Origin of the sequence: Streptomyces sp. NBC_01089 (assembly GCF_045162975.1) — a bacterium.
Classification (GTDB): Bacteria; Actinomycetota; Actinomycetes; order Streptomycetales; family Streptomycetaceae; genus Streptomyces.
In genome coordinates this window covers 2,551,838-2,576,684 of sequence record NZ_CP108660.1, presented here as the reverse complement: position 1 = coordinate 2,576,684, position 24,847 = coordinate 2,551,838, and the positions used below count along the sequence as shown (strand labels likewise).

17 protein-coding genes and 1 pseudogene are annotated in these 24,847 nt (G+C 69.6%); 9 read left to right on the top strand and 9 right to left on the bottom strand.

The window, feature by feature from the left end; translation table 11 throughout:
- Positions 1-94: 94 nt before the first annotated feature.
- The 3 genes from OG510_RS11250 to OG510_RS11240 form a co-directional block, all read right to left on the bottom strand.
- On the bottom strand, positions 95-619 hold the full coding sequence (locus tag OG510_RS11250; RefSeq protein ID WP_406136649.1) for an SMI1/KNR4 family protein: 525 nt from the start codon (positions 617-619) through the stop codon (positions 95-97).
- The gene (locus OG510_RS11245; RefSeq protein WP_406136648.1) at positions 571-5,040 is read right to left on the bottom strand and encodes an RICIN domain-containing protein; all 4,470 of its coding nucleotides are present in this window, start codon (positions 5,038-5,040) and stop codon (positions 571-573) included. The genes OG510_RS11250 and OG510_RS11245 overlap by 49 nt, the downstream gene beginning before the upstream one ends.
- Before the next feature lie 384 nt (positions 5,041-5,424).
- Positions 5,425-6,357, bottom strand: coding sequence for a diiron oxygenase (locus OG510_RS11240; protein WP_406136647.1), 933 nt, complete (start codon positions 6,355-6,357; stop codon positions 5,425-5,427).
- Positions 6,358-6,496: 139 nt separating this feature from the next.
- On the opposite strand from OG510_RS11240, the gene OG510_RS11235 reads away from it, so the two are divergent.
- Complete coding sequence (locus OG510_RS11235) at positions 6,497-7,597, top strand: ferritin-like domain-containing protein (protein WP_406136646.1); 1,101 nt, start codon at positions 6,497-6,499, stop codon at positions 7,595-7,597.
- A 34-nt stretch (positions 7,598-7,631) separates the two neighbouring features.
- Here OG510_RS11235 and OG510_RS11230 read toward each other — a convergent pair whose 3' ends face one another.
- The 5 genes from OG510_RS11230 to OG510_RS11210 all read right to left on the bottom strand — a co-directional run bounded on the left by OG510_RS11230 (position 7,632) and on the right by OG510_RS11210 (position 14,880).
- On the bottom strand, positions 7,632-10,388 hold the full coding sequence (locus OG510_RS11230) for a SpoIIE family protein phosphatase (RefSeq protein ID WP_406136645.1): 2,757 nt from the start codon (positions 10,386-10,388) through the stop codon (positions 7,632-7,634).
- 23 nt (positions 10,389-10,411) lie between these two features.
- Positions 10,412-11,611, bottom strand: a complete 1,200-nt coding sequence (locus OG510_RS11225) for an amidase family protein (protein ID WP_406136644.1) — start codon at positions 11,609-11,611, stop codon at positions 10,412-10,414.
- A 43-nt stretch (positions 11,612-11,654) separates the two neighbouring features.
- The gene (locus OG510_RS11220; RefSeq protein ID WP_406136643.1) at positions 11,655-13,112 is read right to left on the bottom strand and encodes a penicillin-binding transpeptidase domain-containing protein; all 1,458 of its coding nucleotides are present in this window, start codon (positions 13,110-13,112) and stop codon (positions 11,655-11,657) included.
- Entirely contained in the window at positions 13,109-14,488 is a 1,380-nt protein-coding gene (locus OG510_RS11215) for an FtsW/RodA/SpoVE family cell cycle protein (RefSeq protein WP_406136642.1), read from the bottom strand. The genes OG510_RS11220 and OG510_RS11215 overlap by 4 nt, the downstream gene beginning before the upstream one ends.
- Before the next feature lie 80 nt (positions 14,489-14,568).
- Complete coding sequence (locus tag OG510_RS11210; RefSeq protein WP_164267723.1) at positions 14,569-14,880, bottom strand: zinc-ribbon domain-containing protein; 312 nt, start codon at positions 14,878-14,880, stop codon at positions 14,569-14,571.
- A 100-nt stretch (positions 14,881-14,980) separates the two neighbouring features.
- Between OG510_RS11210 and OG510_RS11205 the strand changes: the two genes are divergently transcribed.
- Together OG510_RS11205 and OG510_RS11200 are read left to right on the top strand one after the other, a co-directional pair.
- Positions 14,981-15,841, top strand: coding sequence for an NERD domain-containing protein (locus OG510_RS11205; protein ID WP_406136641.1), 861 nt, complete (start codon positions 14,981-14,983; stop codon positions 15,839-15,841).
- Positions 15,842-15,872: 31 nt separating this feature from the next.
- Positions 15,873-15,998 (top strand): annotated as a pseudogene (locus OG510_RS11200) (NERD domain-containing protein); the annotation flags it as partial.
- A gap of 39 nt (positions 15,999-16,037) precedes the next feature.
- Here the strand turns inward: OG510_RS11200 and ligD are convergent.
- Entirely contained in the window at positions 16,038-16,928 is an 891-nt protein-coding gene (gene ligD / locus OG510_RS11195; RefSeq protein ID WP_406136640.1) for a non-homologous end-joining DNA ligase, read from the bottom strand.
- A 111-nt stretch (positions 16,929-17,039) separates the two neighbouring features.
- Between ligD and OG510_RS11190 the strand changes: the two genes are divergently transcribed.
- The 6 genes from OG510_RS11190 (at position 17,040) to OG510_RS11165 (ending at position 24,814) form a co-directional block, all read left to right on the top strand.
- The gene (locus OG510_RS11190) at positions 17,040-18,230 is read left to right on the top strand and encodes a Ku protein (RefSeq protein WP_406136639.1); all 1,191 of its coding nucleotides are present in this window, start codon (positions 17,040-17,042) and stop codon (positions 18,228-18,230) included.
- 269 nt (positions 18,231-18,499) lie between these two features.
- The gene (locus OG510_RS11185; RefSeq protein ID WP_406136638.1) at positions 18,500-19,213 is read left to right on the top strand and encodes a VC0807 family protein; all 714 of its coding nucleotides are present in this window, start codon (positions 18,500-18,502) and stop codon (positions 19,211-19,213) included.
- Between the two features lie 537 nt (positions 19,214-19,750).
- Positions 19,751-20,065, top strand: a complete 315-nt coding sequence (locus tag OG510_RS11180) for a hypothetical protein (RefSeq protein ID WP_406136637.1) — start codon at positions 19,751-19,753, stop codon at positions 20,063-20,065.
- A 322-nt stretch (positions 20,066-20,387) separates the two neighbouring features.
- Positions 20,388-22,238, top strand: coding sequence for an MFS transporter (locus OG510_RS11175; protein WP_406136636.1), 1,851 nt, complete (start codon positions 20,388-20,390; stop codon positions 22,236-22,238).
- A gap of 202 nt (positions 22,239-22,440) precedes the next feature.
- On the top strand, positions 22,441-23,013 hold the full coding sequence (locus tag OG510_RS11170) for a DUF6461 domain-containing protein (protein WP_406136635.1): 573 nt from the start codon (positions 22,441-22,443) through the stop codon (positions 23,011-23,013).
- A 289-nt stretch (positions 23,014-23,302) separates the two neighbouring features.
- Positions 23,303-24,814: a hypothetical protein gene (locus OG510_RS11165; RefSeq protein WP_406136634.1), complete on the top strand. Its 1,512-nt coding sequence runs from the start codon at positions 23,303-23,305 to the stop codon at positions 24,812-24,814.
- Positions 24,815-24,847 lie beyond the last annotated feature (33 nt).

Sequence of the window (24,847 nt, the reverse complement as noted above, 5' to 3'; positions counted from 1 at the left end):
CACGTTCACATGTGCTCCGACGTCAGGCGCGGTTATCGAAACTACGGGGGCGGGCGGAAGGAATTCTGCCCGCCCGCCCCCGATGTACCTGCCTCTATGTACTCATGGCTCGCTGACACTCCTCCAGGGCGAAGGACCCAAAGTCTCCTCCGACCCTCTCCATGCTGTCACGATCTGGGAGTCCGGGATTCCAGGCGAACACCGGGAACTCGCCGTCCTGGTCTCTCTGGGAAGTGTCGAGGACAACGAATGCCCATACGTCATCGACCATGACGACCATCAGGTCGGCCGGCAGACCGACCTGACGACGAGCCTCTAGGGTTTGGTCGACCGTCCCCAACAGGGCGTCGCCTCCGGCAGGCGACTTGTATACGCCAAGGAACTCCTTTCCCGCGATTTCCCAGGTGCCGAATTCTTCGAGGAGGCGCCGGTAGGACGGAGGGAATGCGAGGCCCATCTCACGCTCCGCAGCATCCAGCATCCCGACGTCACAGCCGTCGGCATGGTTCGCACTGTCCTCGTTGTCACGCACCAGCGCGATCACCTGTTCACTTGCCTCGACGGCTCTTGTCATTGACTGAATCCCTTCGCCCTGTTTTTCCAGTACAGCTTCTTCCACTTGTCGAACTCTGGGCGGTCGATTCCGCTCGGAATCTTGCTGCCTGACTTCCAGTGGAGCTGGTGGTAATTCTCGCCGATATGCATCGTCTGCGTCACCTCGGCCATGGGCCCGTCCTGGGTTTGGAGCATGTGATGGAGGTTCAGAGGATTGTCGTCCGGCCCCATTGGCGCCAAACCCTGCTGCATCCGCTTGAGATTCGTACGAGTGTACTTGTCCTTGGGTGATACGTAGTCAGGGCGTATCAGATCGTCCCGTTGGTACACGCGCTGTCCCTCGAAATCGGCCAGCTTCCAGAACTTGCAAGGAGGTCCAGCAACCGTCGCTGTCGCTCTTGTAAGACTCGGCGCTTCGACGGCCTGACAGGCCGCTTGGACGTCCTCCTCGTACGCCGACAAAGTGCGATCAATGTTGGCTAGTGTTGCGGGGTTCACGCCGTCAAGGGCTTTGAGCGCCTGATAGGCGTCCTTTACTCCGATCCCGGTACGCAGCGAAGCGTCAATGGCCTTGATGGCATCCACGATGGTCTTGATGGCCTTGCCGCCGAAAATGGCGGTTCCGATATCGAAGGCCGCCCAGGCGCATGCACCCCAGCTACCGTCCGCGCCACCCGGTGCGATTTTCTGGCCACACTTGATGAAGTCCTCGAGGAGGATCTTCACTGGGTCGATGCCCTGATTGAACTCGAGCATTGAGATGGTATGAGTGACCGTCTTGCTCTGCTTTTCGAGGGGCTGGCTACCGAGAAACAGCGTCTCCTGTTCTGGGCATCCGGATTGTGTGGCGGGCATGTCCAGCGCCGTGCAAAGGTAGATATCGATCACGGGTCGAAATGTGATTTTTGCGGTGATCTTGCAGTCCCCGATATGGCCGATTGGGTTGCAATTTTCCTTCTTCACCTCCTCCGGCTCGCCAATCAGTTCCGTACTGGGGACGTAGAACAGGTTCCCGATGCCGGTGGTGGCCCCGTTCGTAATCTGGTCGTTGTTGCCTTTCGCCTCGGTGCGTGCCGCTGCTTCCTGCGCGTCCTTGGCGTACTTGTCAGCGTCCTTCGCGGCCTGTTCGGCCTCGGTCGCTGCGGTGTCGGCGCGGTCGGCTGCTGCTCGTGCGTCCTTCGCGTCCTGTTCGGCCTGGGTGGCGGCGGTGCGTGCTGCGGAGGCGTCCAGTGCTGCCTGGTCGGCGGAGTCGCGGGCGTTCTTGGCGTAGCCTTCGGCGCGGCCTGCTGCCTTGTCGGCGGCGGTTGCGTCGGTGGTGGCCTGGTTGTCGTAGGTGATGGTGCGGGCCAGTGATGCGGTGGCCTTGGACGCTGCGGTGGCTGCGTCGGCTGCGTAGCCGAGGGCGTCCTTGGCGTAGGTGCGGGCGTCGGCCGCGTAGCCGGCGGCGTTGGCGGCCGACTGGTAGGCGGCCTTGGTGTCAGCTCCTGCCTTGTCGGCCAGGGCCTTGGCGGCGGCGGCTTCCTCCTGTGCGTTCTTGGCGTGGGCGTCGGCGACGGCCTTCTGCTGCTCGGCGATCGTCTTGGATGCCTGCCCGGTCAGCACGACCAGGCTCGCGGCCGAGTCCGTGGTGACGTAGGGGGAGCCGAGCTGGATGGCGTCGTTGGCGGGCTTGGCGACCTGCGCGGCTGCGTTCCCCGCGTCCTCGGCTGCCTGTGCGGTGACGTGGGCGAAGCCTGCGGCCTTCGCTGATGCCGCGAGTGCCTTGGCTGCTTCCTGGCTTGCCGTGTCCGCCTGGGTCTTGGCGGTCTTGGCCTGTGCTTCGGCCTCGTCGGCCAGCTTGACGGCTGTCCTGGCTTCCGATGCGGCGTGCTGTGAGGCCGCGATGGCGTCGGCTGCGGCGCTGGTCGCGGTCTTCACCGCGGCATCGGCCTTCAGCTTCGCCGCCTGTGCCCCGTCTGCGTCCGAGCGGGCCCGCTTCGCGGCTGCCTCGGCGCGGGTGGCTGCCGCGTCCGCGTCAGCGGCTGCCTGGGTCGCGGCGTCGGCCTCGGAACGCGCCTTCCCTGCTGCCGCCTCGGCGTCGTCCGCGTGCTTGTCGGCCTCATTGGCAGCGGTACGGGCAGCATCCGCCGCGTCACCGGCGTCGAGGGAATCGGCGTAGGCGCCCTTCGCGTCCGCCTTGGCGCGCGCCGCGTTCGCCTTCTCCTCGGCGTCCCACGCGTCGTCCCGCTTCGCCTTCGCAGCATCGCGGGCCTTGACCGCAGCGTCCCTCTTCTCGACCGCGGTCGCTTCGGAGGCTTCTGCCTTGCCCTTGGCATCCTTCGCCTTGGCCGCCTCACCCTCCGCGTTCTTCTTGTGCTCCGCGGCCTCGGCCTGCTTCGCCGCGGCGGTTTCCTTCTCCGCCTTGGCCGTCTTCTCCTCGGCTTCGGCGGCGAGCCGCTTGGCGTGGGCCTGCGCGGCTGCCGTTTTGGCGTCGCTCTCGGCCTTCAGGGACTCGGCGAGCTTGGCCTCAGCTTCCTCCTTGTCCTTCTTCGCGTTGTCCCGGTGCACCTTCGCCGCATCGGCTGCGGCCTTCGCCTGCAACTCGGCGCTGTGCGCGGCTTCCTTGCGGAACTCCGTCTTCACCTGCGCGGCCTGGGCCAGCGCACGCTGCGCGATGGTCTCGCTGTCCCCACCGGATGCACGGGTGGCGGCCTCGGCTGTCTCGCCCGCCTTCACCATCGCCGCCAGAGCGGCCGACGCCCCCTGGGTGACCTGCGCCTTCTGCTCTCCGACCAGCAGACCACGGCCCCGGGGCGCACCGTTCTTGTCCGCGATGGCATACGCGGCGTTCTCGGCGGTGTCCGAGGCGGTAGCGGCCGTCTGCGCCGCGGTGGCCTGCGCCTTGAGCGCGGTGAGCTGCTTCTTCGCGGCCGCCTGGGCGTCGGTGACGCCCTTCTTCGCCTGGTCGAACTGGGCCTTCGGCGGAACCGTCCCGGTGTGCCCGGACGGCTTGATGTCGAACTGCTGGGCCGCGGTGTTGTTGCACGTGTACAGCTGCGAGTTGAGACCGTCGGTGAACGTATGCAGATCCAGGCACTTACCTGTGCCCACGTTCTTCAGACTCGTGGTCGCGTGGAGGTTGTACTCCCAGGTCTGCGCCGGGTTTTCGTGGCACCCCCAGATCTGGATCTGCGTACCGTTGACCGCGGCGTTCCCGTTCACGTCCAGGCACTTGTTGGAGTTCACGTTCTGCAGGTGAAGGCCCACATCGTCGCCGTAGACCCGCCACGCCTGCGCCGCGGTGCCGTTGCACTTGTACACCTGGACCGGGGTGCCGTCGGTCTTCGCGGCGCTCTGGACATCGAGGCACTTGCCCTTCGCCGCGTGCACCTCGATCACCCCCGGGGCGTCACCGACCCACCCCGCACCGCCCGCCGACCAGTAGTCCTGCCAGCGGGCCAGGTGGTCGGCGATCCAGGACTGGCCCAGCAGTTCCCCCAGCGCCTTCGCCCCGGTGGCGAGGGCCTTCGTGGCAGTGGTGCTCGCGTCCAGGACCTGGTTGCGCTGCACCTGCTGGGAGGCGATCTCCTGCTGCCATTCCGCGGTGGCAGCGGCAGTGATGCCCCCGAGGACCTTGTCCGGATCGATCGGATCGCGCCACGCGCATCCGGCGAACCGGGATTTGAGGTCCTCGACCGCGATCCGGTACTCCGCGCTCCCCGGCTGCGGAGCCGTGTGCGGGAAACCGCCGGACGCGAGGACGATGCGGGCGTCGTCCGCGCCCGCGCTCTCACCCGGCTGTCCTTGCAGCCACTCGAAAGCATCGTGTTCGGCAACCGCACGGTTCCACTCGTCCGGCGACAGCCCGGTCGGATCGGGGTCCTTGCCGTAGAGCGGGGTGCCCACACCATCGACGGCCTTCAGCGTCTTCGCATCAGCCTTGGGGGTGGAGTCCTGGTAGAAGTCGCTCTCGTCCTTCCAGAACCGGTCGGCGACCCATGGGCTCAGACCCGTCTGACCGTAGAAGTCGTCCTTCCCGTCCCCGGGCGATCCCGGAGGCCACTGGAAGTCGGCCTCGGTGAAACCGGCCGGCGATGTCAGGCCCGAGAGCGGCTTCTGCCACGCGGCCGGCCGGGCACCAAGGGTGTCCAGTTCCTTGCCCGCCGCGTCCCGGTCCGCCGTGTACGCGGTGGCCAGCGGAGTCTTCTGCCAGTACTGCCGGTCAGCCAGTACCCGAAGCCGGTCCGGCGTCTGATTGAGGCCACCCTGCGCGGTCTTGGCCATCGACGGCCCGCCCAGCCGCAGTACATCGGTCATCAAGCACTGGTCCTGCCGCAACTGCTCGGCAGACGTGTCGGTGTACCAGTCGTACGCATCACTCGCCGGCTCGGTGCCGCGTCCGAGATCCAGCAACTCGGGGCGGACGGCGAGCCCGCCGAGAACGGCAAGAGCGGCAACGGACGTGACCACGGGGGCCAGAATTCCGGATCTTCGAAAACCGGGCATACGGAACCACGGTCTGGGGCGCAACGGAGTATCCCTTCGGAGGATGAAGGGCACACCGAAGGGAAAGGAACGGACCGCTGGGAACGAAGCGAGCCATCAGATGCTGTGCGGCACCCCCCGGCATGCCAGTCCGGTCAACGCCGACAGCGGGGCGGTCAAGATCCCCGCCGAGGCGCGGCACGCACCATAGACACAGGTCAACGGGGTGTTACAAGGGGCGATCACGGTGGCGGCCCGAACACGTCGGTCGGCTGCCGGACCTCAGTGGGCGGGCAACTTCTGTGTGTGAGCTACGAGTTATCTGTGAGTGAGTTGTGAAGGAAGCGTGATGCGGGCGCGCCGACGCGGACGGATTTGGCCGAAACTCGCACTCCCGCCCCCGCCCTACTTCGCCAGCAACCCCGAACTCACCCACAGCCTGCGCCCCGCGCCCCGCAGTACGCCGATGTCGTCCAGGAAGTCCGTCAGGCGCCTGGCGCCGTTCTGCATGACCTCCGCGCGGTGGCCGCTCGCCTTTACCTGGGCGACGGCCTCCCGGCGGTCCAGGCCGGTGTTCGTGTACACCTGGGGGTTGATGAAGCAGGTGGAGAAGACCCGCGCCGCCTCGCCGCAGCTGAGCCGGGTCACGTGCTGCTCCCAGCGCGGTGCCGTGACCATCTGGCGGCGCAACTCCTCCCGGGCGTAACGGACATGGCGGGCCTCCTCCACCACGTGGATACGTGTCACCCCGCGGACCAGGGTCTGTACCCGCTCGTCGGGAAAGGTCAGCCGCTGCATGTAGTCGAGGATCTCCTCGCCCAGCAGGGTCGCGGCGAAGGAACCCGGAGTCGTGGACGCGGTCTTCAGGATCCGGGCCAGGTTGTGGTAGATCCGCGGGACCGGGTACGACGGCGCCCCGCCCTTCTGGATCATCCTGGCGAACATCATCGAGTGCCGGCACTCGTCGGCTATCTCGGTGAGGGCGTACCGCACATGATTGCTGGTCACGGACTTGTCGTAGATGTGGCGTACGAGCAGCTGCATCAGGATGATCTCGAACCAGATGCCGAGCGAGGCGAGGGACGCCGCCTCGTGCCGGGCGAGTTCCATCCGCTGGTCCTCGGACATCTTCCGCCAGAGCGGGGTGTCGTAGAGCGATACGAGCTCCGGCGGCCAGAACCACTTGCCGTCCTCGATCGGCGCCGCCCAGTCCAGTTCCCTGTCCGGGTCGAACGAGTGCTTGGCGGACGATTCGAGGAGGCGCTCGGCCACCTGTTCGCGGTCCTTGAGCAGGCCGAGGGCGTCGCGGAGCACTTCGCGTTCGGTCGCTGTCGTCATCTCTGAGGCACCTCGCGCTTGGGTTACCGGCGGTCACGTCGACGGTCTCCCGCTATCAGACTGCGCGTCAGTAAGCCGCGTCAATCCCTTGTGCGCGACTTGTTGACTCGGCGTCTACCAACGTGTGAGCCTGCCAGGTATGTCGACGCATGAGCTCTACACCAACACGCAGGTCGAGCCCAACTGGCAGATACCGGCGTCGGGTTCGGCCCGGTTCAGCTGGGAGTACGACGAGGGGCGCGACCGTCTGCTCGCCCTGTACCAGAAGGGCAAGGACAAGCAGTGGGACGGTGCGAAGCGCATCGACTGGTCGCTCGAAGTGGACCCGTACGATCCGCTCGGCACCCCCGACGAGGCGATGACCCTCTACGGGACGCCCCACTGGGCGAAGATGACCGACCGCGACCGGGGCGAGCTGCGCAAGCACTACACGTCCTGGCAGTTCAGCCAGTTCCTCCACGGGGAGCAGGGCGCGATGGTGTGTGCGGCCAGGATCGTGGAGTCCGCACCCGACATGGACGCCAAGTTCTACTCGGCCACCCAGACCATGGACGAGGCCAGGCACGCCGAGATCTACGGCCGCTTCCTGCACGAGAAGATCGGGATGCTCTACCCGATCAACGACAACCTCCAGGCCCTGCTCGGCGACACGCTGCGCGACTCCCGCTGGGACATGCCGTATCTGGGGATGCAGGTCCTCATCGAGGGGCTGGCGCTCGCCGCCTTCGGCATGATCCGCGACACCACCGACAAACCATTGCCCAAGCAGATCCTGGCGTACGTCATGCAGGACGAGGCCCGCCATGTGGCCTTCGGGCGGATGGCGCTGCGCGACTACTACAAGCAGCTCACGGACGCCGAGCTGCGGGAGCGCGAGGAGTTCGTCATCGAGGGCTGCTATCTGATGCGCGACCGGCTGCGCGGCGTGGAGGTCTTGGAGAACTTCGGCATCCCCCGCAAGGAGGCGGAGGAGATCTCGGAGCAGTCCGAATTCCTCACGCTCTTCCGGCAGTTGCTCTTCAGCCGGATCGTGCCGTGCGTCAAGGACATCGGCCTCTGGGGCAAGCGGCTGCAGAAGGCGTACGTCGACATGGGCGTCTTCGAGATGGGCAACTCGAATCTGGATCTGCTGATGTCGCAGGACGAGGAGATCGCCGAGCAGCTCGACCGGGAGCGGTTCGCGCAGGAGGAGCAGGAGCGGGTCGCCGAGGTGGAGTCGGCGATCGCGGACGGAGCCTGAGGACGGTCGTGCCGCCGGAGCCGGCCCGGCGCCTTCATGGGTCGGGGCCCTCCATCCCCTCCAGATCGTCCAGGTCATCCAGGTTGTCCAGGTCCACGGACCACTGCTGTGGCTGCGGCTGTGGTCCGGTGAGGAGCTGCTCGGCCCAGATGATCTTTCCGCGCGGCGGATATCTGGTGCCCCACCGCTCCGCGAACTGCGCGACGAGATAGAGGCCGCGCCCGCCCTCGTCCATCTCCGCCGCCCGTTTCAGATGCGGTGAGGTACTGCTGTTGTCCGCGACCTCGCAGGTCAAGGTCCCGCTGTGGAGTATGCGCACCCGGATCGGAGCGGTGCCGTAGCGGACCGCGTTGGTGAGCAGTTCGCTCAGGATGAGCTCGGTGTTGAACGCGATCTCGTCCAGCCCCCACTCGCTGAGCCTGCGGGCCGCCTCGGACCGTACGGTGGCGACCGCGGCCGGGTCCGCGTCCATCTCCCAGTCCGCGACGGACTGCGGGTCGAGCAGCCGGGTCCTGGCGATGAGCAGGGCGGCGTCGTCCTCCCGGTGCGAGGGCGCCAGCGCGTCGAACACGCTCCGGCACATCTCCTGCGGTTCCGTGTCGAGCCCGGCCTGTTCCTCCAGGGTGGTGCGCAGCATTTCGAGCCCGGCGTCGATGTCCCGGCCGCGCTCCTCCACCAGGCCGTCGGTGTACAGCACCAGGCTGGTGCCCGCCGCCAGGTCGAGCACCGCGGTCTCGAAGGGCAGATTGGCGGTGCCCAGCGGCGGCCCCGCGGGGACGGCGGGGAACCGCACCGCTCCCTCCGGGTCGACGAGCGCCGGCCCGAGATGCCCCGCGCTGGCCACCGTGCAGCGGCCCGAAACCGACTCGTAGACCGCGTACATGCAGGTGGCGCCGGTGACGCCCATGCCGTCGCCCAGCGAGCTGTTGCCCTCGTCCATGGTGAGGACCAGGTCGTTGAGATGGCCGAGGATCTCGTCGGGCGACAGGTCGAGCGAGGAGAAGTTGTGCACGGCCGTACGCAGCCGGCCCATGGTCACCGCCGCGTGCAGACCGTGGCCGACGACATCGCCGATGACCAGCGCGACCCGGGCACCTGGCAGCGGGATCACATCGAACCAGTCGCCGCCCACCCCGGCCCTGGCGGGCTCATAGCGGTGGGCCAGGTCCAGGGCCCGGTTCTCCGGCAGGTCGTGGGGGAGCAGGCTCTGCTGGAGGGTGACCGCGGTGGTGTGCTCGCGGGTGAACCGGCGGGCGTTGTCGACGCTCAGCGCCGCTCGCAGGGCCAGCTCCTCGGCGAAGGAGAGGTCGTCCTCCTCGTACGCGTCGCGCTCCAGGGCCCGCCAGAAGCTCACCAGGCCCAGCACGACACCGCGCGCCGTGAGCGGCATCCGGATCAGGGAGCCGAACCCTTCCTCCACGGCCCGCAGACCGCCCGAAGGGTCCTGCTGCCGCCAGTCGTACGTACCGGGCAGATCGGCCTCAAGCGTGGCCTCACCGGCGGCCAGATACTGCGCCAGCGGGGTGCCGGGCTCGACGTCGATCCGGGTGCCCGCCGGGTCCAGCGCCTCGCTGTCCCGGACGCCCCGCACGGCGGCCCGGCGCATCGAGGTGAAGGCGCCGCCCGGCTCCCCGCCGGACAGCACGGGCTCCGTGAGGTCCACGGTGACGAAGTCGGCGAACCGCGGCACGGCCACTTCCGCCAGCTCCTCGGCGGTCCGTACGGCGTCCAGCGATGTGCCCACCCGCCCGCTCGCGTCGTACAGCAACTGCAGCCGTTCCCTGGCCACTTCCGCCCGGCCGGTCAGGGCGCGCAGCTCCGTCGTGTCGCGCAGGGTCACCACCCTGCTGCCCAGTCCCGCACGGGTCCGGGTGAGCCGCAGGTTGACCGCGAGCAGCCGGTCCCCGGTCAGGTGTACGGCGTCGGTCACCGGCTCGCCCGAGGTCAGCAGCCGCTCCGTGGCGGCGGCCAGACCGAGGTCCGCGACCAGGCCGAGTTCCGCGTCCGGCGGCAGTGAGAGCAGCCGGCGCGCCTCGTCGTTCGCCAGCAGGACCTGACCGTCGCTGCCGATGATGAGGACGCCCTCGCGCACCGCGTGCAGAACGGCGTCGTTGTGCTCGTACATCCGGGTCATCTCGGCAGGCCCGAGCCCGTGTGTCTGGCGGCTCAGCCGTCTGCTGACCAGGGCGGCCCCGGCGGTGGCCACGGCGAGTGCGGCCGCTGCGGTGCCGAGCAGGAGCGGCAGTCTCCTGCTGACCAGATCGGTCACATTGTTGATCTGGATACCGGCAGAGACCAGGCCGATCACCCGGCCGTGGGCATCGGTCACGGGGACGACGGCACGTACGGCGTCGGACGGGGCCCCGTTGAAGATCTCGGTGAAGGGGTGCCCCGCGACGGCCCTGCTCAGATCGCCCGTGGCCCGCTTGCCGATCAGCGGGCGCTGGGGATCCGTGATGCGGATCCCCCGGGTGGTCATCACCGTGATGAAGTCGACCTGGCCCCCTTTGCGCGCGGCCTCCGCCGCCGGTTCCAGTGCGGCCGTCGGGTCTCGTGAGCGCAGGGCCTGCGGCAGCCCGGGCGCGTGCGCGAACGCCTCGGCCGCGGCCAGTGAGCGGCTCCGCGCCGCACGCTCGCTGTCGGACCTGGACTGCAGCACCAGCACCACAGCGGCGGCGACGACCAGCAGGACGATCAGGACCACCTGCATGGCGAACACCTGCATGGCGACACTCCGGCGCAGCCCCCAGCGGGACGGGTGCGGCACGGGGCTCCGGCGGTGTGCGGTCACTCTCGTTTCATAGCATTGATCGCCTAGTGGGGCGAAGCGGGCCAAAGGCTTCTTTCCGTGATCATCTCGGCGGCCCTGGCCATCTCCACCAGCGAGGCGTCCTGCCCGTGTGCCGCCACGATCTGCAGCCCCACCGGGCACCCGTCCGGGTCGAACCCGGCGGGGATGCTCACCGCCGGATGGCCGCTGAGGTTGAAAGCCCAGGTCAGCGAGGTCGAGTACCGTTCGCCCGGCCCTTCGTGACCATGCGGCCGGTTCGGGGTCACCGGGGTGAGCAGCAGCGGGGTGCGGGCGAAGAGCGACGCGAGCCGGTGGTCGTTCTCCGCGCGGAGCGCCGTGGCCGGGCCGGGCTGCCCGCCCCGCACGGCGAGCCAGGCGTCGCACGGGTCGAGCAGGTCGTACGAGGTGGCGTCGAGGCGTACGAGGCCGGCCGCCGCCATACGCCGCACCGCCCGCATCGCGACCCGCTCCACCTCGTCGTCCACGTCGGCGAAGCCCAGGTCGGCCGACCAGACCGCGGGCACCGGGAACTCCGGCAGGGACGGCTCGTAGCAGCCCGTCACCGAGCGCAGATACGCCTGCGCGCCCGCGGCGTCCGCCGCCAGGACACCGGCCGACGCCAGTCCGGTCCTGTCCGGCGACGGCAGCAGCCCCGCCGTCGTCCTGAGCCCCAGCACCCCGCACCACGCGGCCGGTATCCGCACCGACCCTGCGCCGTCGCTCCCGGTGGCCAGCGGGACCATCCCGGTGGCGACGGCCACCGCCGATCCGGCGGACGAGCCGCCCGGGGTGCGGTCCGGGCGCCACGGGTTGCGGGTGGGGCCGTGTGCGCCGAGGCCCCAGGTCTGCCAGTGCGTGCCGGGCCCCGGCACCGCCGTCGAGCCGACCGGTACGGCGCCCGCCGCCCGCAGCCGCCGGGCCGCGTACCCGCGGATACCGGCCGGCCCCTTCACCGCGAACGGCACCCCGGAGAGCGGCCGGGTGCCGCCGGGGTGCTGACTGCCCGGTTGTCCACTGTCCGGTTGCCCCCTGTCCGGGTGTCCGCTGCCCGGGCTCCCCCTGCCCGGTGGCGCGCCGTCCGGGGTACCGCCGCCCTCCGGTGCGCTGCCCCGCACCCCGTCGCCCTCCGGTGCCTCGGGCCAGACCTCGGTGAAGGCGCTCAGAGCGGGGTCCAGCCGCGCGATCCGTCCGAGCGCTTCCGCCACCGTCACCGTCGTCTTCATCCGCACCCCGTCATCCCCCGTCCCCGTCGCCCGCAGGCACTGTTCAGTGTTCCAGCGCCGCCCGCATGACCGCCCGTGCGATCGGGGCCGCGAAGCCACCGCCCGAGATGTCCGCCCGGTGCGCCGACGCGTCCTCGACGACCACCGCCACCGCGACCGCCGGCTGGCTCGCGCCGTCGGCCTTCGCCCAGGAGATGAACCAGGCGTACGGCGTACCGGCGTTCTTGACCCCGTTCTGGGCGGTGCCGGTCTTGCCGCCCACCGTCGCGCCCGGGATCGCCGCGTTGGACCCGGTGCCCTGCGTCACGACGTCGACCATCATCTGCTGGAGCTGGACGGCCGTCGAGGCGTCCATCGCCCGCCGGTAGGACTTCGAGCCCGTGCGGCTGACGACCCGGCCGCCCTTGGCCCGGGTCTCGTCGACCAGATGCGGGTACATCAGCTCGCCGCCATTGGCGACGGCGGCCGAGACCATCGCCATCTGCAGCGGTGTCGCCGAGGTGTTGAACTGCCCGATCGAGGAGAGCGCCAGCTGGTCCTCGCTCATATCGGTGTCGAAGTTGCTCCTGGCCACCCCGGAGGGAATCCGCAGCCCTGCGTCGTTGAAGCCGAACTTCCCGGCCGCCTCGTCCATCCCGCTGAGCCCGACCTCGACCCCCAGGTTGGCCATCACGGTGTTGCAGGAGACCTCGATGGCGTACGCGAGCGAGGCGTTGCCGCAGCCGCTCGCCTCGTTCGGCAGGACCGTCGTGGTGTGGGGGAGGGTGTACGGATCGGGGGTGTCGGTGTCCGCGTTCATATCGGTGACCACCCCCGCGTCGAGGGCGGCCGCCGCCGTCACGATCTTGAACGCCGAACCGGGCGGATAGGTCTGCCGGATGGCCCGGTTGAGCATCGGCTGGTCCGCCGACGCGTTCAGCCGGGACCAGGCGCCGGTGACCGAAGGGCCGGTGCCCGACAGGACGCCCGGATCGTACGAGGGGCTGCTGACCAGCGCCAGGATCTTGCCGGTCGACGGCTCGATCGCGGCGACCGCGCCGCGCCGGTGGCCGAGACCGTTGTACGCGGCCTCCTGCATCGACGCCTTGATGGTGGTGGCCACGCTGCCGCCCGGCTGCTGGGCGCGGGTCAGTTCGTTCCAGAGCGGGAAGGGGGCGAGCATCGAGTCGGTGCCGGAGAGGATGCCGTCCTCGGCGTTCTCGATCAGGGTGGTGCCGTAGGTCTGCGAGGCGTAGCCGGTGACCGGCGCGTACAGCGGCCCGTCGCGGTACGTGCGCTCGTACCGCAGCTGCTGGCCGGTGTCCTTCGACCCGGTGACGCTGTGCCCGCCGACCAGGATGCTGCCGCGCGGCTCGTGGTAACGGGCAATGGTCAGGCGGCGGTTGGCCTGGTTCTTGTCCAGCGAGTCCGCCTGGAAGACCTGGATCCGGGCGGCGTTGGCCAGCAGCGCGATCAGGAGCAGGAGACAGCAGGCGGCGGCGCGCCGGATGTAGCGGATCACGACTCGTCCTCCACGATCGGAGCGATGATCCCGGTCTCCACGAGCCCGGGGTCCGGTCTGCGCGCCGAGTCGCTGATCCGGATGAGCAGCGCCACGATCACCCAGTTGGTGACCAGCGAGGAGCCGCCCTGGGCGAGGAAGGGCATCGCCATACCCGTCAGCGGGATCAGTCCCATCACGCCGCCCGCGATCACGAACACCTGGATCGCCAGGATCGAGGAGAGGCCGATCGCCAGCAGCCGCCCGAAGGAGTCGCGGAGCGCGAGCCCCGCCCGGTAGCCGCGGGCCACCACCAGGGCGTACAGCAGGAAGAGCGCGGAGAGCCCGGCGAGCCCCAGTTCCTCGCCCGCCGTCGCCAGGATGAAGTCGGACTTCACCGCGAAGCCGATGAGGATCGAGTGGCCGAGCCCGAGCCCGGTCCCGAGGATGCCGCCCGCCGCGAAGGAGAAGAGCGACTGGGCGAGCTGGTTGGCGCCCTGGCCCGCGTCGATGGAGGCGAAGGGGTGCAGCCAGTCCTCGACACGGCCGCGGATGTGGGGTTCGAGGCTGCCCACGACGAACGCGCCGAACGCGGCCATCACCATGCCGATGGCGATCCAGCTGAGCCGCCCCGTCGCCACGTACAGCATGATCACGAACAGCCCGAAGAAGAGCAGCGACGTCCCGAGGTCGCGCTCCAGGACGAGGACGCCCACACTGATCACCCAGATCGCGAGGACCGGTGCCAGTACGCGCATGGTGGGGAGTTGGAGCCGCCAGATCCTGCGGCCGGTGTACGACAGGGCGTTGCGGTTGGCGGAGAGGTACGCGGCGAAGAAGACCGCGAGCAGGATCTTGGCGAACTCGCCGGGCTGGATGGAGAAACCGCCGACCCGGATCCAGATCTTCGCGCCGTTCACCGCGGGGAAGAAGATCGGGATGATCATCAGGACCAGGGCGGCGGCGACCGAGAGATACGTGTACTGCTGGAGGATCCGGTGGTCACGCAGGAAGAGCACACAGCAGATGAAGAGGGCCACCGCGAGTGTGGACCAGATCAGCTGGGCGGGGGCCGCGGTGTTGCCCGGCGTCTCCAGGTCGAGCCGGTAGATCAGTACGAGCCCGATGCCGTTGAGCAGTACGGCGATCGGCAGCAGCAGCGGATCCGCGTAGGGGGCCCGGAACCGCACGGCGAGATGGGCGAGCAGCGCGAGCAGGCCGAGCCCCGCACCGTACTTCAGGGTGTCCGCCGGTACGGCGTCGTTCTTGGCGAGTCCGACGTTGATGTAGCCGTAGACGGAGATCAGTACGGCGCCGATCAGCAGCACCAGCTCGACGCCCCGACGCTTCGGCAGACGTAGTTCGGGCGGGGGAGCGTCCGCCGTCGTTGCGGTCATGCCAGGCAACGTAGCAAGACGGTGACGCTATGTCCGTTAATGTCACAGCGAACCGGTGGGAAGCCGGTGCCGGCCGCGGTTCACTGCTGGTACGGGTTCTGCCCCTGCTGCTGCGGCGCGGGCTGACCGTATCCCTGCTGCGGGCCCTGCGGCTGACCGGCGCTCTGCGCGAGGAGCTGCTCGGCCTGCTCCTTGGTCGTCCGGTTCTCGACCCCGCAGAAGGTGCACTGCGTCGCGTACTTGGTGGAGAACGGGAAGAGCGGCACGAAGAACAGCGTGAACTTGGTGACGCGCTTGCGGAGCGTGTGGGCGGACGGATTGCCGCACTGTCCGCACACCAGCGTCAGGATGGCCAGCTGGTAGATATAACCTCTGCTGCCAAAAATGATCATGAATAGTCCCCTCCTGGTCGGTAATCGCGGTACACCGTAACCGGGTTCTTGCCCCCGCGGCGCCCGGACTGTTCCCATGGCCGGGGTGGGGTGATGCGCTATGCCGGAACTCAGGGTCACACCGGGGCGGTACCAGGGCCGGACCCGGCTGTACGTGACGCTGCCCGCGGGCCGGGCCGCGGCCTGGTACGACCGGGAATCGGGACAGGTCGGCCTGGTTCTCGACGAGTACCGGGCCGAGGTGCTCGCGGCCCTCGCGCCCTATCTGACCGGGGAGCCCGAGGTCGGCCCGCCGCCGGTGCCCACCCCGGCCGAACTGGCGCTGCTCACGCTGCACCCCGACGACGACCTGGCGCCCAACCGGCCGGGCGAGGCGCTGCACGCCGCTCTGGCGGGGACCGCGGTCTCCCGCTTCCGGCCGGCTCCCCGGCGCGCCGCCCGTACGGCACTCGCCGCCCAGGAGGCGCTGGGGGCCGAGCTGGACACGCTGGAGGGCGCGGGGTGGCGGGTGCTGCACTCGGTGCCGCTGCCCGGCGGCGGGCACATCGGGCATCTGCTGATCGGTCCTGCCGGGGTGCTGTCGGTGCGGACCCTGTACGCCGGGAAGCGGCCGGTACGGATCGCGGACCCGCTGGTCGCCGCCGGGCGGGCACGGCCGGAACCGCAGCTGCGGTGGGCCCGTCACGAAGCGGAACGGGCGTCGCTCGCCCTGGCCACCGCGGTACGCCCGGTGCTCGGGGTCGTCGGGGCGTCCCGGGTCGAGTGGGCGGGGCGGGACGGTGCGGGCTCGGGGCATTCCGGCGGGGCCGGCGGGGTCGGTGGGTCCGGTGGGGCCGGTGGGGCCGGTGGGGCCGGCGGGGCCGGTGGGGTCCGGTGGTTTCAGCAGTTCCGGTGGTCCTGGTGGAGCCGGCAGTCCCGGTGGTCCCGGTGGTCCCGGTGGTCCCGGTGCGTGGCCGGGTGAGGCGTGGCTGCTGCGGGACGACGGGCAGGTGGGTGTACGGCTGCTGCGCGACGGCGAGGCGGGGGCGCTGGCCGGGCTCGGCGGCGTACTGAAACCGGCGGACATCGAGGCGCTGTACGTGACGGCCCGCGACCGGAGGAACTGGCTGCGGGTGTGAGGCGGGCCGGTACCGGAAGACCGCCGGGCCGCCGCCGGGTCAGGTGCGGGGCAGCGGCCTGGCCCGGTTGCGGTTGATCAGCGGGCCCAGCAGATCGCCGTACCGCCCGAGCCTGGGGCCGATGTCGTCGATCCTGAAGACCAGGCCGGCCGGGTCCGTGCACCCCTCGACCTCCTCCCAGGTCACCGGTGTGGAGACGGTCGGCTCGTCCCGTGCGCGCACCGTGTACGGCGTCGCCGTGGTCTTCGCCGCCGCGTTCTGGCTGTGGTCCACGAACACCTTGCCCGGCCGCAGCGCCCGTTTCATCCGGTGCAGGGCCAGGCCGGGCAGCGCCGCCTCGGCCTCGACCGCGAGCGTCCTGGCGTACGCCGACACCTCGTCTGAAGGCGTCGGCTCCAGCGGTGCCAGCAGATGGAGCCCCTTGGCGCCCGAGGTCTTCGCGTACGCGGTCAGCCCGTCCGCCGACAGCCGCTCACGCAGCCACCGCGCCACGGTGCAGCACTCGACCACGGTGGCGGGATCCCCGGGGTCCAGATCGAGGACGAGGCGGTCGGCGAGGGCCGGTGCGTCGGCCTGCCACTGCGGGGTGTGGAACTCGACCACCAGATTGGCCGCCCACATCAGGCTCGACAGGTCCTGCACCAGCACCTGGCGGGCGTCCCTGGTCCTGGAGCGCGGCACCTCGGCCGTACGCACCCAGGAGGGGGTGCCCGGCGGCACGTTCTTGGTGAAGAACCGCTGGCCACCGGGGCCGTCCGGGTACCGCAGAAAGGAGACGGGGCGGCCGTACAGATGCGCGAGCAGGGCCCCCGCCGTACCCGCGTAGTAGTGCAGGACCTCGCCCTTCGTGGTGCCCGTGGCCGGATAGAGGACCTTGTCGAGGTGGGTGAGCGGCAGCCGCCGCCCCTCCACCTCGGTGATCGGCGACATACGATGAGAATCCCACGAAATGCGAAGAATGCGATAACCAGCAGCATGGAGCTACAGGAGCTACAGCGGCGACAGAGTCGTGCCGAGCCGTACTGACGGACGGGAGCCATCGTGCGATCCATCTGGAACGGGGCCATCTCCTTCGGCCTGGTCAGCATCCCGATCAAGCTGGTGAACGCCACCGAGAACCACTCGGTCTCCTTCCGCCAGATCCACACCGCCGACGGCGGCCGTATCCGCTACCGGAAGGTCTGCGAGCTGGACGGCGAGGAGCTGACCGCCGACGAGATCGGCAAGGCGTACGAGGCCGACGACGGCTCCATGATCCCGATCACCGACGAGGATCTGGCGGAGCTGCCGCTGCCGACGGCGAAGACGATCGACATCGTGGCGTTCGTGCCGCTCGACTCGATCGACCCGTTGCAGATGGGCTCGGCCTACTACCTCGCCGCGGGCGGGCCGACGGCCGACAAGCCGTACACCCTGCTGCGCGAGGCGCTCAAGCGCAGCCGCCGGGTCGCGATCGCCAAGTTCGCGCTGCGGGGGCGGGAGCGGCTGGGGATGCTGCGGGTCGTCGGCGATGCCATCGCGATGCACGGGCTGCTCTGGCCGGACGAGATCAGGTCGTACGAAGGGGTCGCGCCGGAAACCTCCGTCACGGTGCGCGACGCCGAACTCGACCTGGCCGACACCCTGATGGACACACTCGGCGAGGTCGAGATGGACTCGCTGCACGACGACTACCGGGAGGCGGTCGAGGAGCTGATCGCCGCGAAGACGTCCGGTGCCGAGACGCCCGCGCAGCCGGCGGCCGAGGCGGGTGGAGGCAAGATCATCGACCTGATGTCGGCGCTGGAGAAGAGCGTGCAGGCGGCGAAGTCCTCCCGCGGTGATGAGGGGGCCGATGGCGAGGCGGCGGACGCGGACGAAGACGGAGACGAAGGGGAGGACGCCGAGGTCAGGGAGCTGCACCCGGGCGGAAAGCGGAAGGCGGCGGCGAAGAGCGGGGGCGGGGGCTCGCGGCCGGGGTCCGGGTCCGGTTCCGGATCCGCCAAGTCCGCGCCGAAGAAGGCGGCTTCGGGCCGTGCGGCGCCGAAGAAGACAGCTGCCAAGAAGAGCACCACGCGCAGGACGGCTTCGGGCGGAGGCGGCGGGACCTCATCGGCCAAGGGCTCCACGGCGAAGAGGGGCTCGGCGAAGAAGAGTGCGGCGGGTGGGACGTCGGCCAGGAGCAGTACGTCCAAGAAGAAGGCAGCGGCCGGCGGACAGGGGTCCGGGGGAAAGAAGCGCGCATCGGCGTGACGGCCCCCGGCCCCGCCCCGTGGCTTCCCCAGGCCCCATCACCTCTGGCCCCATCACCTCTGGCTCCATCACCTCTGGCTCCATCACCTCTGGCTCCACCACCTCTGGCCCCACCACCTCTGGCCCCACCACCCCCGGTCCCACCATCCCGGCCCGGGATGGGCCCGGTTGGCCGCACCGCGTCATGCTCCCGGCACTGACAAATGTCCTGCCCGGTACAGGACAGCTGCCTCTGCCGGGGACCCCTCCCGTTTCGCGAGGCTGGACGCATGGAGAACGCGACGGAGAACCGGAAGAAGAACCTGAGCCCGCTGGTCGTGGATGTCGTCATCCCGATGGGCGCCTACTACCTCCTCAAGCACGAGGGCATGGGCACGGTCGCCGCCCTCGCCTGGAGCAGCGCACTGCCCGCCGTACGCGCGGTGTGGGGCATCGTCAGGGAGCACCGGGTCAACGGTCTCGCCCTTCTGATCCTCTTCGTCAACGTCGTCGGGCTGGCGCTCACCGCGCTCTCCGGTGACCCGCGGCTGATGCTCGTCAAGGAGAGTGCGGCCGGCAGCGCGGTCGGTATCGGGGTGCTGATCTCCGTACTGCTCGGAAAGCCGTTGATGACCGCCGGTCTGAAGCCCTGGGTCGTCAAGAGCAGCCGGGACAGGACCCGGGCGTGGGACAGGCTCTCGGCGGGATCCGCGCGCTTCCGCCGTCTGGAGTCGCTGTTCTCGCTGGTGTGGGGGATCGCCCTGCTCGCCGAGTGTGTGATCCGGGTGGTCGCCGTGTACTCGCTGCCGGTCGACACGATGGTCTGGTTCGGCAACGTGATCATGGGGTGCTGTGTGGTCCTGGCGATGCTGGTGGGCGGCGCGCTCGCGGCCGCGCCGATGGAGCGGCTGGTGGCGGCGGAAGCGGCCGCCGGCGCACCGGATGCCGCAGCCCCGGCCCGCCCCGTTCCCGCCACGACCACCGACACGGCCCGAGCGGCCTGACCCACTCAGCGGCCGACGGGCTGCGTGACATCCTGCTCGACTGCGCCGACCGCGCGGAAGCGGTACGGCGGACCGGCGCCGAAACCGTCTGTGTCACCGGCTGCGAGATCACCCTCTTCAACCACGGGTTCTTCGCAGGGGAGACCCTGTTCGAGCGGATGGCGACGCTCAGGGGAGCAGCCGGGGGAGACAGCCGGGCGCTGTACACGGAGGCGATGGAGAGGCTCGGCGGATTCCTCCGGGAGGTGGCCGCAGCCGTACGCCCGCGCTTCGGCGGCCGGTTGAGCTATGCGTCGGGCCCGTGGGAGCGGATCGACTGGGCGCCCTTCGACATCGTCGGCGTGGACGCCTACCGCGCCGAGCACAACCAGGAGCGCTTCCGGGACGAGGTCCGCGGACATCTGGCCCACGGAAAGCCGGTGGCGGCAACGGAGTTCGGCTGCTGCACCTACCGGGGCGCCGGCCTGCGGGGCGGCACCGGCTGGATGATCGTCGACGAGCAGGCGCAACCACCCGCGCTCGACGGGGAGTACGTCCGTGACGAGGGGGGAGCAGGTCCGCTACGTCGACGAACTGCTCACGGTGTTCGAGGAGGAGGGCTTCGACGCGGCCTTCTGGTTCACCTTCGCCGGTTACGGAGCACCGCACCGCGCCCACGACCCCCGCCACGATCTGGACATGGCCGCGTACGGCGTGGTGAAGATGCTGGACGGGCCGGCGTCGGCACCACCGCGGCCGGACACGCCCACACCGGCAGGGGCCGACTCGGGCGCCGCCCGCACGGGGCTGGGCCGGGAGCCCAAGGAGGTCTTCCATGCGAGGGCCGCTCGCTATGATCTGAGTCACAAATAAAACGTGCGTTCTGTTCGGGGGTGAACTGCACGCCCCGTGTCCACGCCCCGTCCGATTCCGCGGAGCGCCGGGGCGCGCACCGCCTGACGTGCTGCTTTCCTGGAAACTCCGCGCTTTGCGCCCGCGCACCGCTGTCCGTGACCCCTGGGACACAAGGGGTGAGGGTGGCGGAAGGCCCGGTCCGGGAGTCGATCTTCCGGCCGCCACGAAATGTGGATGCCACGTACAAGAGTTAGATTGCTTGCGTCAACTAACGACCCGTGTCCACCGGGTGTGTGTCGGCGGGCAGGGGTGCGCGCAGAGGGGAACGTGCATTGTGGGCATGACCGGTCGAATACCCGTGGAGTCGTCGCCCCCGGCCGGACCGGGGGAGCACTACAAATGGATCGCACTGTCGAACACCACGCTCGGCGTGCTGATGGTGATGATCAACCAGTCCATCGTGCTGATCGCGCTTCCGGACATCTTCCGTGGCATTCATCTCGACCCGCTGGACTCCGCGAACACCAGCTATCTGCTCTGGATGCTGATGGGCTTCATGGTGGTCACCGCGGTGCTGGTGGTCACCTTCGGCAGGCTCGGCGACATGTTCGGCCGGGTCCGTATGTACAACCTCGGCTTCGCCGCCTTCACGCTCTGCTCGGTCATGCTCTCGGTCACCTGGATGGACGGCAGCGCGGGCGCGCTCTGGCTCATCGGCTGGCGCATCGCGCAGGGGATCGGCGGAGCACTGCTCTTCGCCAACTCCACGGCGATCCTGACCGACGCCTTCCCGGCCAACCAGCGCGGTACGGCGCTGGGCATCAACTCCATCGCCGCCATCGCCGGTTCGTTCCTCGGGCTGATCCTGGGCGGCGTGCTGGCTCCGGTGAACTGGAAGATGATCTTCCTGGTATCGGTGCCCTTCGGGGTGTTCGGCACCATCTGGGCCTATGTGAAGCTGCATGACACCGGCGTACGGGCCAAGGCGCGCATGGACTGGTGGGGCAATGTCACCTTCGCCGTCGGGCTGATCTCGGTGCTTGTCGGCATCACGTACGGCATCCAGCCCTACGGCGGCAGCACCATGGGCTGGCTCAACCCGTGGGTGCTCACCGCGCTCATCGGCGGCGTGGTCGTGCTGGGGGCGTTCGTCTGGATCGAGATGAAGGTCGCCGAGCCGCTCTTCCGGCTCTCGCTCTTCCGGCTGCGGGCCTTCACCGCGGGCAACATCGCCAGTCTGCTGACCGCGCTCGGACGCGGCGGGCTCCAGTTCATGCTGATCATCTGGCTCCAGGGGATCTGGCTGCCCCTGCACGGCTACAGCTTCGAGAAGACCCCGCTCTGGGCCGGCATCTACATGATCCCGCTGACCGTCGGCTTCCTTCTGTCGGCCCCGCTCTCCGGCTGGCTCTCGGACCGTCTCGGGGCACGGCCGTTCACGGTCGGCGGCGCGCTGCTCACCGCGGTGAGCTTCCTGGCGCTGATGACACTGCCCACCGACTTCCACTACTGGATCTTCGCGCTGCTGCTGCTGGTCAACGGTGTCGGCTCCGGTCTCTTCGCCTCGCCCAACCGGGCCGAGATCATGAACGCCGTCCCCGCCCAGTCGCGCGGCGCCGGATCCGGAATGACCGCGACGTTCCAGAACTCCGCGATGGTCCTGTCGATCGGCATCTTCTTCAGCCTGATGATCGCGGGCCTCTCGCACACCCTGCCGAGTGCGATGCACGACGGTCTGGTGGCGCAGGGCGTGCCGGGCGCCGAAGCGACACAGGTGTCCCAACTCCCGCCGATCGCCGTGCTCTTCGCGGCGTTCCTCGGCTACAACCCCCTCCAGCAGTTGCTCGGGGACCATCTGACCAAGCTGCCGGACGGCGGCAAGCACCTCACCAGCAAGGAGTTCTTCCCGCACCTGATCTCCGGCCCCTTCCACCAGGGCCTGGTCATCGCCTTCTGGTTCGCCGTGGCCGCCTGTGTGGTGGCCGCGCTCTCCTCGCTGCTGACCGGCAGGGTGGGGCGCAAGCACCGGGTGCGGCCGTCGGAGTCGCTGGGTTCCGAGCTGGCCGGGGTCTCCGGAGGCGCGGGCCTGGGGCTGAGCGAACCGGTCGTACCGGACGGCGAGGGCGCCCACCCGGCCACGCCGGGCCGCGGGACCACATCGGCGGGGCAGGGCGGTTCACCGCGCACCTGACCGAGCGGCGGTGAGGGTGTCCCCGGCCCGCCCGGCCGGGGGCACCGGCGGTCGACGCCCGCCCCCGCCGGATCCCGGGCGGCGCCGGCGCACCGTACAACCGCACACGCCCTGGGCCTCGTTGGCCCTTGCCGGCCCTCGTGCCGACCGCGCGCGGGGCAGGGGTCGCACGGCGGGGCCTCCCGCAGTACCGTCTGTCGGCATGCTGGATCTCGATGAGCGGTACGGCGAGGGCTGGTGCGTCACCCTGGCCCGGCGCCCGCTGACGGAAACCCTCGCGATCATGGGGGTGGAGCCCGGCCGCCAGGGCGCCGTGGACGCCCTCGACGGCGAGGGCGACGAGGCCGAACCGCCCGCACGGCTGACCGGCCGCGCGCTGCCCGGCGCGTGGTCACTGGTGGTGGAGACCTCCGGTATGACGGGCTGGGTCGGCACCCGGAACGAGGTGCTGGTGGCGCTCTCGGCCGGTGGTGGCGCGGCCTGCTCGCTCACGGCCGGCCTGGGGCAGGACGAGGTCCTGTACGCGGAGGACGGCCGGATGCTCATCTGGTTCGAGCCGGTCACCGCGAGTCTGGCCGGTGAGGGCGCGGACCGGTTCCGGGGGCCCCTGGAGCGGGCTGGATTCCGGCCTGACCCCGACGGGCGCCTCGACGCGGCCCTGGAGCCGCTCCCCGGGTCGCAACTCCTGGTGATCGCCGTGGAGATCGTCACCGGGCTACGGCTCACGGCCGAGGCGTTCGACGGGCCGTGGCGGGGCGGAGTATCGGCGCTCTGATGACTTTCGGTCAACTTGCCCCGCACGGCGGCCCCGTGCCCCTCCCGGGGGCATACCGGCCCAGGTGTGCCTTCATGGGGCCTTCACTTGACATGCCCATTATCTAACTGACTGAACCGGCTGTTGCCCCGCCACGAGCCGAGTGCTAGCCCCCTGCGCCGGTCTTCTCCCCGTCCTAACGTGCCCCACGACTCAGCACCATCTTCAGGGGGAAGACATGAGACACCGGAACCGCCGTCGCTTACTCCGATCCGCAGGGGCGGCGCTCGCCGCCGGTGTGCTGATCGGCGTGGCGTCCACGACGAGTTCGGCCGCACCGGCTCCGGCCGCCGGACCGTTCCGTACGGACACATCGACACCGGTATCGGCACCAGCACAGGCATCGGCACCAGCACAGGCATCGACGGCGTCGTCGGCGGCGAAGACGCCATCGGCCGACCAGGCCGTCACTGTCAACGCCGGCATCTCCGCCGCCGACCTGGACCGCCTCCACAAGGGCGAGAAGCCGAAGGGGGGCCTCAAGGCCGTACCCCTGCCATCGGCGAGGAGCACCCTCCCGAAGGAGACGTTCCAGCAGGCGGCCGACGCCGCCCGCGCCCGGATCAAGAGCCAGGCCGCCACCCGGCTCGCCGATGTGCCGCCGTCGTCCACACCTCCGGCGCCGATCAAGGAGGACCCGAACCCGGAGCTGCTGCGCCAGTGCCTCGACGGCACGGAGAGCGGCCCGTACGGCCACTACATCAACCGGTACGCCTTCTGTCTGAGCCAGCAGGTGACGGTGCGGTACTACGTCATCCACTCGGACGCGCCGCCCGAGTACCACGCGACCACCCGGTTCACGTACCAGCTCTTCGCCCAGGGCGACAACCACTACCGGCACATCCGGGTCTGGGGCCGGATGAAGCAGGGCTCAGCCGACTACGACTGGCCCTGGTGGGACGACCTCTGGCAGACGCCGAAGATCGTGCAGCTCTCCATGTCGGGGGAGTGCGACGGGGCGGAGCTGGAGTGCAGCGGCACCTCGGGGACCGTGACGCTGCCCTTCAACTCCTGGGACCACGACCCCAAGTGGAACCACTTCGACATCGCCGACTCGTCCGACAGCTTCGGCTCGGCACAGGGGCGCGACCAGATCGCGTACCACCGCTGGTTCCTTCAGTTCACCTCACAGGGTGAGGGGTACAGCACGCTCGTACCCGGCCGCGGGGCGGCGACCCGGATGCGCTGCGACTCGGCGAAGTACATCTCGGCGGGCCAGCAGAAGTCCTGCCTCTTCTCCGACTCGCTCCCGGTGCTGAACTACTACGCGACGCCCGGCTCCCCGACCGAGATGGTCGCCAAGCACATAGGGGACGCCCAGTACCACCCCGACACCACCTACCCGCTCACGGCTCCGCCCGGCACACCGGACCCGCGCTCGAAGCAGATACCGGGCGCGGTGCTGAACGCGCCGCTGCACCGCATCAAGAACACCGACGCCGCCTGGAAGGAGAACCAGCGGCACAAGGACATGGCCTGCAAGGACACCGGGGACTACAAGGGCCTGGGGCTGCCCCCGGACAAGCAGCCTGACAAGAGCAAGCAGGAGCAGTGCGACGAGTACCCGTTCCGGGCCACACTCGAAGGCGCGTCCAGCCCTGACTGGGACTTCTCCGTACGAGCCGTCCCGCGCTCCGACAACGCCAGCGCGGGAAGCCGTCTGAAGCTCTACTACCTGCACGAGCGGATCCTGTCCTGGGACCCGACACTGCCCGACCCGGCCGACTCGAACGACTGGTACTGGGTCAACATCAACCACTAGCGGGGACACCTGCTCCACCGCGCACGCAAAAAA

Coding starts and splice junctions, on each gene's coding strand:
- OG510_RS11245 (WP_406136648.1), bottom strand. CDS start 5,040: ATGCCCGGTTTTCGAAGATCCGGAATTCTGGCCCCCGTGGTCACGTCC.
- OG510_RS11240 (WP_406136647.1), bottom strand. CDS start 6,357: ATGACGACAGCGACCGAACGCGAAGTGCTCCGCGACGCCCTCGGCCTG.
- OG510_RS11235 (WP_406136646.1), top strand. CDS start 6,497: ATGTCGACGCATGAGCTCTACACCAACACGCAGGTCGAGCCCAACTGG.
- OG510_RS11225 (WP_406136644.1), bottom strand. CDS start 11,611: ATGAAGACGACGGTGACGGTGGCGGAAGCGCTCGGACGGATCGCGCGG.
- OG510_RS11215 (WP_406136642.1), bottom strand. CDS start 14,488: ATGACCGCAACGACGGCGGACGCTCCCCCGCCCGAACTACGTCTGCCG.
- OG510_RS11210 (WP_164267723.1), bottom strand. CDS start 14,880: ATGATCATTTTTGGCAGCAGAGGTTATATCTACCAGCTGGCCATCCTG.
- OG510_RS11205 (WP_406136641.1), top strand. CDS start 14,981: ATGCCGGAACTCAGGGTCACACCGGGGCGGTACCAGGGCCGGACCCGG.
- ligD (WP_406136640.1), bottom strand. CDS start 16,928: ATGTCGCCGATCACCGAGGTGGAGGGGCGGCGGCTGCCGCTCACCCAC.
- OG510_RS11185 (WP_406136638.1), top strand. CDS start 18,500: ATGGAGAACGCGACGGAGAACCGGAAGAAGAACCTGAGCCCGCTGGTC.
- OG510_RS11175 (WP_406136636.1), top strand. CDS start 20,388: ATGACCGGTCGAATACCCGTGGAGTCGTCGCCCCCGGCCGGACCGGGG.
- OG510_RS11170 (WP_406136635.1), top strand. CDS start 22,441: ATGCTGGATCTCGATGAGCGGTACGGCGAGGGCTGGTGCGTCACCCTG.